This window comes from Cryobacterium sp. TMT2-42-4 (assembly GCF_004402645.1).
GTDB lineage: Bacteria > Actinomycetota > Actinomycetes > Actinomycetales > Microbacteriaceae > Cryobacterium > Cryobacterium sandaracinum.
The window spans coordinates 168017-178122 of the sequence record NZ_SOFT01000022.1; the positions used below are offsets into that span (position 1 = coordinate 168017).

A 10106-nucleotide genomic window follows, 5' to 3' on the forward strand; every position below is an offset into this window, starting at 1 on the left:
GTTCAGGAGCGAACGGGGTGCAGTAGCCGCCAGATCCGGTCGCGCGACATCGGCAGTTCGGTGGGACGGATGCCGATGGCGTCGCGCACCGCGTTCGCCAGCGCGGGCGCCACCGGGTTGTAGGGCGACTCGCTCATCGACTTCGCCCCGAACGGGCCGAGCACGTCGCTCGTGTCCGCGAAGTACACCTCGGTCACGGGCAGGTCGGCGAGCTGCGGGATGTGGTAATTCCGCAGCACGCTCGTGGTCACGGTGCCCGCCCCGTCGAGGATGACCTCCTCGTAGAGTGCGGTGCCGATCGCCTGCGCGACCCCACCCTCGATCTGGCCGCGGCACTGCTCCGGGTTCATCACGACCCCGGCATCCGCCGCCTGGATCGACTGCAGAATGCGCACCTCGCCGGTTTGCGTGTTCACGGCCACCCGGAACGCGTGCACGTTGAACGCCACCGAGCGACGGGCGCCGTCTTCGGCGCCGACACCGCGGAGAGCGGGTGCCCCGGGCACGGATGCCCCGGTTGCGGATGCCTGCCCGGCCAGTTCGGCCAGCGACACGAACACCTCACCGCTGCGCAGCCCGTCGGGTTCCAGGGTCCAGGCGGCGGCGGGGATCTCCGGGTGCATCTCCGTGGCGGCCGACCGCAGCGTGTCGGCCAGGTCGTTCGCCGCCGCGAGTACGGCCTTGCCGGCGATGACGACGCCCGCGGAGCCGAACGCGCCGGTGTCGTAGCCGATGGCATCCGTGTCGGACTGCAGGATCTCGATTCGGTCGGGAGTCGTGTGCAGGGCCGTGGCGGCGAGCTGCGCGTGCACGGTGGTGGTGCCGTTGCCGAACTCGACGGTGCCGACGCGGACGGTGTAGCGGGTGGGGGATTCGAGGACCGCGTTTTCGAGGGTGACGGAGGCCTGCGCGTAGTGCCCGCGCGGCGGGGTGGTCGCGATCATGGCGGTGGCCATGCCCTCGCCGGTCTTCCAGTGCTCGCCGGGCGGCACGGTGGCTCCGTTGCCGCGGGCCAGGGCCGTCTGGGCCAGGTCGAAGCACTGGTCGAGTCCGTAGCTGCCGAAGATGAGGTCCTCGCCCTCCACGTGGGTGACCACGAGCGGGTCGTTCGGGCCGACCGAGTTTCGCCGGCGCAGGTCGAACGGGTTGATGCCGACGGTGCGGGCGAGCTCGTCGAGCGCGGACTCGACGCCGAAGATCACCTGGCCGAGGCCGTAGCCGCGGAAGGCGCCCGACGGGAGGTTGTTCGTGTAGACGCTTCGGGCATCCACCCGCTTGTTGGGCACCCGGTAGAGGCTGACCGACTCGGAGCTGCCGTGGAACATCACCCCGGGGCCGTGGTTGCCATAGGCGCCGGTGTCCGCGAGCACACCCAGCTTCAGTGCGGTGAGGCGGCCAGCGTCGTCGGCGCCGAGGGTGACGTCGATGCGCATGGGGTGACGGGCCGGGGAGAGGGTGAACTCGTCGGTACGGCTGAACTCGTATTGCACGGGGCGCCCGGTCTTCAGCACCGCGAGCGCGACGATGTCCTCGGTCAGGATCTCCTGCTTGCCGCCGAAGCCGCCGCCGACCCGGGCCGTGAACACGCGCAGCCGCTCCGGGTCGAGGGCGAATAGGCGGCAGATCTCGCGGTGCACCAGGAACGGCACCTGGGAACTGGTGCGCAGGATGAGCCGGTCATCCTCCAGCCAGCCGATGGTGGCGTGCGTCTCCAAATGGGTATGCGCCACCCGTTGGGTCTGCCAGGTTCCGCTCACGCTGTGGGCGGAGCCGGCCAGGCCGGCCGCGATGTCGCCGTATTCGCCGTGCAGCTCGGCCACCAGGTTGCGGGTCGGGTCGGCCAGCCGGCTCGCGGCGGCATCCTTGTCGCCGTGAACCAGGGGTGCGCCGGGCAGGAGAGCGGCGTACGGGTCGAAGACCGCCGGCAGCGTCTCGTAGTCGATCTCGATCAGGCGGCAGGCGGCCTCTGCGATGGCGAGCGTGTCGGCGACGACGGCCGCGACGCGCTGGCCGCGGAACCGCACGACCGAATCGAGCACGAGGGTGTCGTCGGGGTCGTCGAGGCGGTCCTCGTGCCGGGCGGTGGAGAACAGGATGGCCGGGGAGTCGGCGTGGGTGAGCACGGCGTGCACCCCGGGTAGGGCCGCGGCTGCGTCGGTCTGGATCGAACGGATGCGCGCGTGCGCAATCGTGCTCTGCAGCACGCTGAGGTGCAGGAGGCCGGGCAGCGTGACGTCGAGGGTGTACGGCTCCTGCCCACTGACCACGCGTTCGCTGGCCGGGGCCGCCAGGGAGGTGCCGACCGTGCCGGGGCGCGGTCCGGTCTGGACGACCGGGCCCAGGCCGGTGCGTGCCGGTGCGTCGGCGCGACAGGAGCCGTCTGTCCTGGCTGAGCTGTTGACGGGGGTGTGGGTGCCGCGGATGGCGTCCTCGATGGCGCGGTAGCCGGTGCAGCGGCACAGGTTGCCCTTGAGCAGGCGGGGGAGGTCGTCAAGGTCGGTCTCGGTCAGGGCGGACGCGGTCACGATCATGCCGGCGGTGCAGAACCCGCATTGGAACCCGGCGGCGTCGACGAAGCGCTGCTGGACCTTGGCCAGATCGCCGGGCAGGCCGAGCCCGGCCACGGTCGTGACCTCTGTGCCCTCGGCCCGGAACGCCGGGTAGATGCAGGAGTGCACCGGAGTGCCGTCGACCAGCACGGAGCAGGCGCCGCAGTCGCCGGTGTCGCAGCCCTTCTTGACTTCGAAGTGCTCCTGGTCGCGGATGAAGGAGCGCAGGCACTGCCCGGGGGCAGGGGAGGCATCGACGGGTTCGCCGTTGATCTGGAATCTCATGAGCGGTCTCCGCTCCGGGGCGCCGCCTGGTCTCGCGCGGCCGGTTCGGGTTCCTGTCTCGGTTCGGGCTGCTGTTCCAGCTCGGCTCGGATCTCCTCGCCGAGCACGCCGCTCACGGCGCGGCGCCAGTCGGCGGCGCCGTGGGCATCCGTGAACCAGCAGTCGATGGCGGCGATGTCCTGGGCGAGTGTGCCCGCGTCGGGCACGGAGTCGTAGCGCAGCTGCACCGGACGCACGGTGCCGGCGGTGACGGTGAGTACGAAGCGGCCGGTGCCGGCGCTGTCGTCGCGGGCGGCCGTGTCGTCGCTGTCGGAGGGGTCGGCGCGGTCGAGCCGGCCGATCAGCACGGCGCCGGAGCGGCCGAGTGGGGAGAGGGCGATCTTGCGGTACGCGGTGCGGGCCGCCAGCGAGGAGGTCGGCACGTGGATGGACCGCAGCACATCGCCGGTGCGGAGCGCGTTGGTGGTGTTGCCGGTGACGAAGGACGCTGCGGGCAACCGTTCGTCGCTGCCGTCACGGCGCCAGATCAGCACCTCCGCGTCGAGGGCGGCAGCCAGGCTGGTCATCGGGCCGGCCGGCAGGGAGGCGCAGAGGTTGCCGCCGACGGTGGCGACGTTCCAGATCTTGAATGAGCCGTAGAGGGCAGTGCAGCACTGGAAGATCAGGGGATGCGCGGTCCAGCCGGGTGCGGCCGCCAGACGGGAGAGTTCGGCGATGGTGCAGGTGGCGGCGATGGTGAGGCCGGGGGTGGTGCCGGTGGTGGTGCCGGTGGCGCGCTCGCCGGTGTGGGCATCCGTGCCGGTGACGGCGCCTGGGCCGGTGTCCGGGGTGCCGGTATCCGTCGTCAGGGTCAGAGCGGGCCAGCCCAGGGTCTGCAGGTCGACCAGCCCGGTGAGGTGCGTCTGCGGGTCGGCGAACAGGTCGGAGCCGCCCGCGAGCGGGGCCACCTGGGCGTCGAGGAGCGCGAGATCGTCACGGTGACGGGCGGGGGTGATCGTGAGCACGGTGTTGAGGTCCATCGTTTCCCTCACTCGACCGCTCGGGTGCAGGTCGACACCCTGAATTATCCGCTCGCCCGAGTCGCCCCGCGAGTCGACGCGCGTGCTCGCGGCATCCTCACGGCGAGCCACCCTGTTTTCGCGCAGGGCACGGGTACGCGGAAGGGCGGGAGCCAGCGGAGCTCGTGGGGCCAGTGGGGCCCGTTCAGCTAGTGGTCCACACCGTGGAGCTGGTCGAGGATGTGGTCGAGCACGTCGGCGAGGAGACCCAGCCCATCCTTCACGCCGTTGGGGGAGCCGGGGAGGTTGATCACCAGGGTGCGCCCGCGGGCGATCCCGGCGTGACCGCGCGAGATGACGGCCAGAGGGGTGGATGCGGCGCCGCGGCGGCGGAATTCCTCCATCAGCCCGGGGAGCAGCCGGTCGAGGTGCGGGAGGGTCTGCTCGGGGGTGAGGTCGTGGGGGCTGACGCCCGTGCCGCCCGTGGTGATCACGAGGTCGATGCCAGCGTCGAGGGCCTCGATCAGGGCAGCGCCGACCGGGTCGCCGTCGGGCACGACGCGGCGCTCGCCGAGCGTGAAGCCGCGCTCCCGAAGCCAGGCATCGAGCACGGGGCCGGTGCGGTCCGGGTAGACCCCGGCCGCGGCGCGGGTGGAGGCGACGATGACCTGCGCGCGGCGCGGTGCACGTGGTTCGCGTGGTTCGGTGGGTTCGGACGAAGTCGACGGAAGGTTCGCTGTGGCGGTCACGCGCTCCATCCTGCCTCACTGCGGCAGCCTCGTTGCCGCCCCTCCCGGTGTCTATTCCGCAGATGCGGTAATAAGATGCTCAATATGTCGCAGATACGGATCAAGGAAGCCGCCGGGTACCTCGGGGTCAGCGACGACACCCTGCGGCGCTGGATCGACAATGGGGCGCTCGCCGCGAGCGCCGACGACGCCGGACGCATGGTCGTCGACGGATCCGACCTGGCCCACCTGGCCCGGGAGACCGCGCTGGCCCGAGAGAACGCGCTGTCGCCCGCGGATCCGTCCACGACGGCGAGCTCGGCCCGCAACCGTTTCGTCGGACTGGTCACCCGCGTGGTGAGCGATCCGGTGATGAGCCAGGTCGAGCTGCAGTGCGGCCCCCACCGGGTGGTGTCCCTGATGAGCACCGAGGCCGTGCGTGACCTCGGCCTGGTGCCGGGGTCGGTGGCCGTGGCCGTGGTCAAGGCCACCACCGTGATCGTCGAAACCCCGAAGGGCCAGTCGTGACCCGAGTGTGGAGCGTGCGCGTCGCGGTCGGGCTGGCGGCGGCATCCGTCGTGCTGGCCGGCTGCGCAGGAACGGCCGGGGCCTCGTCGGGGGCGACCGGGGCGTCTACGGAGCCGGGTCAGACGCTCACCGTGTACGCCGCGGCATCCCTCACCGAGACCTTCACTGAGCTGGCCGACCGGTTCGAGGCCGCCCATCCCGGCGTAACGGTCGCGCTCAACTTCGCAGGCTCGGCCGACCTCGTGACCCAGATCCGGGAGGGCGCCCCGGCCGATGTGTTCGCGGCGGCGGACGCCAGGACCATGGCCAAGCTCAGCGGCGACGGCCTCCTCGACGGCGTCCCGGCGGTCTTCGCCACCAACACTCTCATGATCGCCGTACCCGCCGACAACCCGGCCGGCATCGATTCCTTCGCCGACCTCGCCGCGCCGAGTGTGGACGTAGTGGTCTGCGCGCCGCAGGTGCCGTGCGGCGCCGCGCTGCCGGCCCTCGAGGCGGCGGCTGGCGTCCGGCTCGCGCCGGTGAGCGAAGAGAACGCCGTCACCGGCGTGCTCGGCAAGGTCACATCGGGCGACGCGGATGCCGGGCTCGTCTATGTGACCGACGTTGCCTCCGCCGGCGACGCGGTTCTCGGCATCCCGGTGCCGGAAGCAGATCAGGCCGTGAATGAATACCCGATCGCCGTCGTGGCGGGCAGTAAGCAGGCGCTGCTCGGGGCGGCCTTCACCCGGTTCGTGACCGGAGCGACCGGTCAGACCGTGCTCGGGGCGGCCGGTTTTGGCGCGCCGTGAGGTGGTGGTGAGTCGCTCCGACTCCCACACCGGCCCCCACGACGGCCGGGTCACCCTCGGCGTGCCCCGCTGGACCCTCCTTGTGGCTGCCCTCGGCGCCCTGTTCATCGTGCTGCCGATCGTGGGCATGACCCTGCGCGTTGACTGGTCGCGGTTCGGTGCGCTCGTGACCTCCGAAGCGGCGGTCGCGGCGCTGCTGCTCAGCCTGCGCACCGCCACGATGAGCACCGTGCTCTGCCTGCTATTCGGCGTGCCGATGGCTCTCGCCCTGGCCCGTAGCCGGTTTCCCGGACAACGCCTCGTGCGCGCCGTCGTGTTGCTGCCGCTCGTGCTGCCGCCCGTCGTGGGCGGTATCGCCCTGCTGTCGACCTTCGGGCGCCGCGGCCTGCTCGGCGCGACCTTCGAGGTGCTCGGCATCCAGATCGCGTTCTCGACCACCGCCGTCGTGCTCGCGCAGACCTTCGTGGCGCTGCCGTTCCTGGTGCTGAGCGTGGAGGCGACCCTGCGGGCCTCCGGCGCGCGCTTTGAGGCGGTCGCCGCCACGCTCGGCGCCACCCCCGGCACGGTCTTCCGGCGGGTGACGCTACCGCTGGTGCTGCCCGGGTTGATCTCCGGCGCGGTGCTCGCGTTCGCGCGCGCGCTCGGTGAGTTCGGAGCGACCCTCACGTTCGCCGGCAGCCTGCAGGGGGTCACCCGCACGCTGCCGCTCGAGATCTACCTGCAGCGGGAAACGGATGCGGATGCAGCCGTCGCCCTGGCTCTGCTCCTCGTGGCCGTCGCCCTGATCGTGATGGTCGCCACCCACCGGCCGCGCGGACTGTCGTGACCTTCGAACTGGCCGCCGTGATGCGCCGGCGCGGACTGGAGGTCGCCTTCACCGTGTCGCCGGGCGAGACGGTGGCGCTGCTCGGCTCCAACGGGGCCGGCAAGTCGACCATCGTCGAGCTCTGCGCGGGTCTGCTGCGGCCCGATTCGGGTCGGGCCACCCTCGATGGGCAGGTCTTCTTCGATCTGGCGGCCGACGGTGCAGACCGTGCCGGCGGTGGGCGACCGGGCATCTTCACACCGCCGCACGCCCGACGCACGGTGCTGCTCGCCCAGGAGCCGCTGCTCTTCCCGCACCTGAACGTGCGCGACAATGTGGCGTTCGGGCCGCGCAGCGCGGGGGAATCCCGGGCTGCGTCACGACTTCTCGCCGACGAGTGGCTCGCCGCCGCCGAGGTGTCCGACCTCGCCGACCGGCGGCCCGGGATGCTGTCCGGCGGCCAAGCCCAGCGGGTCGCGGTGGCCCGGGCCCTCGCGGCCAGCCCGCGGCTGCTGCTGCTCGACGAGCCCATGACCGCGCTCGACGTGGCGGCGGTGCCCGCCCAACGCCAGTTGCTGCACCGGGTACTGCTCGATCGGTCCGTCATCCTGGTCACCCACGACCCGCTCGACGCCCTCGCGCTGGCCGACCGGGTGATTGTGCTGCAGGGCGGGCGCATCATCGAGCAGGGGCCGACCCGCTCGGTGTTCGCGCACCCGCAGGCCGAGTTCACCCGGGCCCTGACGTTCGGGCTCGACTTGTCTGCCTCGCCGTGACACCCCTGTCAGAGTTCGGTGTGCATTGCCCGGGGGAGGGAATACGCTGGTAGATATGACGTCTTCCGCTTCACCGTCCACCCGTGCGATCGCTCGCCCGCTGACGGACGAGGAAGTCGACCGCATCCGCAACGACTTCCCGATCCTCGATCAGCTGGTCAATGGGCATCCGCTCAATTACCTCGACTCGGGCGCGACCTCGCAGAACCCGCTCAGCGTCATGGAGGCCGAGCAGGAGTTCTACGAGCAGCGCAACGCAGCCGTGCACCGCGGGGCCCACACGCTCGCGTTCGGAGCCACCGAGACGTTCGAGGCTGCCCGGGCGACCGTGGCCGCATTCATCGGGGCGGAGGCCGACGAGATCGTCTGGACGTCGAACGCGACCGAGGGCATCAACCTCATCGCCTACGCCTTCTCCAACGCGTCGCTCGGCCTCGGCGGCCCCGCGGCGACACGATTCTCACTCGGCGCCGACGACGAGATCGTCGTCACCGAGATGGAGCACCACGCCAACCTGATTCCGTGGCAGCAGCTCGCGTTGCGCACCGGCGCGACCCTGCGGTTCATCCCGGTTCAGGATGACGGCACGCTCGACCTGGCCGCGGCGGCGGGAGTCATCGGAGCCCGCACCCGCCTGCTCGCGCTCACGCACGCCTCCAACGTGGTGGGCACGATCAACCCGGTCGCCGAGCTCGTAGCTCTGGCCCGCTCGGTGGGAGCGCTGGTGCTGCTGGACGCCTGCCAGTCGGTGCCGCATCTGCCTGTGGACGTCGCCGCCCTCGACGTGGACTTCGCCGTGTTCTCCGGGCACAAGATGCTCGGCCCGACCGGCATCGGTGTGCTCTACGGCAAGGCCGAGCTGCTCGCGGGCATGCCGCCGTTCCTGACCGGCGGATCCATGATCACCACCGTGGACATGCACACCGCCGAGTTCCTCGCCCCGCCGCAGCGGTTCGAGGCCGGTACCCAGCGCATCTCCCAGGCGATCGCCCTGGCCGCCGCGGTGGAATACCTGACCGAGACCGGGATGGAACGCATCGCCGCGCGCGAGGCCGAACTGGGGCAGCGCCTCGTGGCCGGGCTCGCCGGCATCCCCGGGGTGCGTCTGCTCGGGCCGCCGGCCGGAGTCGACCGCATTGGTCTGGCCAGCTTCGACCTGGCCGGGGTGCACGCCCACGATGTCGGTCAGTACCTCGACGAGGCCGGTATCGCGGTGCGCGTCGGGCACCACTGCGCCCAGCCGTTGCACCGCCGGCTCGGCGTGACTGCGTCGACCCGCGCGAGCACCTACCTGTACACGACCACCGACGAGGTGGACCGGTTCCTGGCGACCCTGGCCGAGGTTGCCCCGTTCTTCGGAGTGAAGTCATGACCCAAAGCGCCATGCAGCAGCTCTACCAGCAGATCATCCTCGACCACGCCAAGTCCCGGAACGGTGCCTCGGCGGAGGGGCTGCCACCGCTCGAGGCAGCCGGGACTGCTGCCGGTGCTGCTCGTGGCGCCGCTTCTCCTGCCGGTGCGGGTTCCGGGTTGCGCGTGACTGAGTCGCATCAGGTGAACACGACCTGCGGCGACGAGGTGACCGTGCGCATCGGTGTGCGCGCCGGGGAACCCGGCGGCTCGCCCGAGTCGGCCGGTGAGCCTGCCGACGCCGCCGTGATCGAGGAGTTCGCCTGGGCCGGCGACGGATGCTCGATTTCAATGGCCTCGGCATCCGTGCTGCACGACACCGTGCGGGGCGAGAACGTCGCCACCGCGCGGGCCGTGCTGAACACCTTCCGCGAGATGCTGCGCTCGCGCGGCACGATCGAGCCCGACGAGGAGGTGCTCGGTGACGCTGCCGCGTTCGCCGGCGTCTCCCGCTACCCGGCCCGCGTCAAGTGCGCCATGCTGCCCTGGGTGGCGTTCGAGGCGGCTCTGCTCGCGGAGTAGGGCCTGTGTAGGTCTGCGCAGGGATCGCGCAGGCTCGGAGGCTAGGGTGGGCGGAGGCCACGCGACGCGGCTCCGGACGACGGTTCAGTACCCGGCACGCGACAAGACTGGCCACGGGAGCTGTTGTCATGTCGTGGATCATTCTCATTGTGTCCGGGGTTCTGGAAGCCGTCTGGGCCACGGCGCTCGGTAAGTCGGCCGGGTTCACCCGACTGTGGCCATCCGTCGTGTTCGCGGTGGCGCTCGTGCTCAGCATGGGCGGGCTGGCCTTTGCCATGCGGGACATCTCGACCGGGACCGCGTATGCCGTCTGGGTCGGGATCGGCGCGGCACTCACCGTGCTCTACGCCATGGTCTTCGGCGCCGAGCCGGCCTCCCTGCTGAAGATTGTGCTCATCCTCGGCCTGGTGGGGTGCGTCGTCGGGTTGAAATTCGTCGACGCCGCGCACTGAATCGGTCGCTGAGCGCGTCCGACGCTGCGAGCATCAGAGCATCAGAACGGTGGAACATCACAACGGCGGTGGCTCGTCCGCTTCGGGTGGCCGAGACCTCGCTTGAGATGAAGGCCTCGGCGTCGGCCCCGGCTTCGGCCGCTTCCCCGGTGGGCGGATGATCGTGGCTGGCTCACTGATGAACGTGCGCCCGGTCGGCGAGGTCCACTTCAGGGTTCCGTCCGGGAGGTGCGTGTAGGTCCACCGGGTCTCTGACTTCAGT

Annotated in this window: 10 protein-coding genes and 1 riboswitch; of the genes, 7 read left to right on the plus strand and 3 right to left on the minus strand. The window is 71.1% G+C overall.

Annotation, left to right across the window (positions count from 1 at the left end; all coding sequences use genetic code 11):
* Positions 1-2 precede the first annotated feature (2 nt).
* The 3 genes from E3O18_RS07290 to E3O18_RS07300 form a co-directional block, all read right to left on the minus strand.
* Complete coding sequence (locus tag E3O18_RS07290) at positions 3-2834, minus strand: molybdopterin-dependent oxidoreductase (RefSeq protein WP_134417803.1); 2832 nt, start codon at positions 2832-2834, stop codon at positions 3-5.
* Positions 2831-3853: an FAD binding domain-containing protein gene (locus tag E3O18_RS16775; RefSeq protein WP_134417805.1), complete on the minus strand. Its 1023-nt coding sequence runs from the start codon at positions 3851-3853 to the stop codon at positions 2831-2833. The genes E3O18_RS07290 and E3O18_RS16775 overlap by 4 nt, the downstream gene beginning before the upstream one ends.
* Before the next feature lie 188 nt (positions 3854-4041).
* Positions 4042-4581 (minus strand): MogA/MoaB family molybdenum cofactor biosynthesis protein, encoded by a 540-nt coding sequence (locus E3O18_RS07300; RefSeq protein WP_241976662.1) that lies wholly within the window; start codon positions 4579-4581, stop codon positions 4042-4044.
* Positions 4582-4665: 84 nt separating this feature from the next.
* Here E3O18_RS07300 and E3O18_RS07305 point away from each other — a divergent pair, with 84 nt between their 5' ends.
* From E3O18_RS07305 to E3O18_RS07335, 7 genes are all read left to right on the plus strand, one after another.
* Positions 4666-5088, plus strand: a complete 423-nt coding sequence (locus E3O18_RS07305; RefSeq protein ID WP_134394460.1) for a TOBE domain-containing protein — start codon at positions 4666-4668, stop codon at positions 5086-5088.
* Positions 5085-5879: a molybdate ABC transporter substrate-binding protein gene (gene modA, locus E3O18_RS07310; RefSeq protein ID WP_198410900.1), complete on the plus strand. Its 795-nt coding sequence runs from the start codon at positions 5085-5087 to the stop codon at positions 5877-5879. Before E3O18_RS07305 ends, modA begins: the two co-directional genes overlap by 4 nt.
* A 7-nt stretch (positions 5880-5886) precedes the next feature.
* A complete protein-coding gene (locus E3O18_RS07315; protein WP_241973395.1) occupies positions 5887-6705 on the plus strand; it encodes an ABC transporter permease in 819 nt (272 codons plus the stop codon).
* Entirely contained in the window at positions 6702-7460 is a 759-nt protein-coding gene (locus tag E3O18_RS07320; protein WP_134417806.1) for an ATP-binding cassette domain-containing protein, read from the plus strand. The genes E3O18_RS07315 and E3O18_RS07320 overlap by 4 nt, the downstream gene beginning before the upstream one ends.
* 55 nt (positions 7461-7515) lie before the next feature.
* Positions 7516-8832, plus strand: coding sequence for a SufS family cysteine desulfurase (locus E3O18_RS07325; protein WP_134417807.1), 1317 nt, complete (start codon positions 7516-7518; stop codon positions 8830-8832).
* On the plus strand, positions 8829-9392 hold the full coding sequence (gene sufU / locus E3O18_RS07330) for a Fe-S cluster assembly sulfur transfer protein SufU (RefSeq protein ID WP_134394457.1): 564 nt from the start codon (positions 8829-8831) through the stop codon (positions 9390-9392). The genes E3O18_RS07325 and sufU overlap by 4 nt, the downstream gene beginning before the upstream one ends.
* 52 nt (positions 9393-9444) lie before the next feature.
* Positions 9445-9508: riboswitch (guanidine-III (ykkC-III) riboswitch) on the plus strand.
* Positions 9509-9520: 12 nt separating this feature from the next.
* Positions 9521-9844 carry a multidrug efflux SMR transporter gene (locus E3O18_RS07335; protein WP_134342038.1) on the plus strand — a complete coding sequence of 108 codons (324 nt, stop codon included), beginning with the start codon at positions 9521-9523 and terminating at the stop codon, positions 9842-9844.
* Positions 9845-10106 lie beyond the last annotated feature (262 nt).

Excerpts from the sequence above, each read along its gene's own strand:
- E3O18_RS07290 (WP_134417803.1), bottom strand. The coding sequence starts at position 2,834 with ATGAGATTCCAGATCAACGGCGAACCCGTCGATGCCTCCCCTGCCCCC.
- E3O18_RS16775 (WP_134417805.1), bottom strand. The coding sequence starts at position 3,853 with ATGGACCTCAACACCGTGCTCACGATCACCCCCGCCCGTCACCGTGAC.
- E3O18_RS07335 (WP_134342038.1), top strand. The coding sequence starts at position 9,521 with ATGTCGTGGATCATTCTCATTGTGTCCGGGGTTCTGGAAGCCGTCTGG.
- E3O18_RS07305 (WP_134394460.1), top strand. The coding sequence starts at position 4,666 with ATGTCGCAGATACGGATCAAGGAAGCCGCCGGGTACCTCGGGGTCAGC.
- E3O18_RS07325 (WP_134417807.1), top strand. The coding sequence starts at position 7,516 with ATGACGTCTTCCGCTTCACCGTCCACCCGTGCGATCGCTCGCCCGCTG.
- sufU (WP_134394457.1), top strand. The coding sequence starts at position 8,829 with ATGACCCAAAGCGCCATGCAGCAGCTCTACCAGCAGATCATCCTCGAC.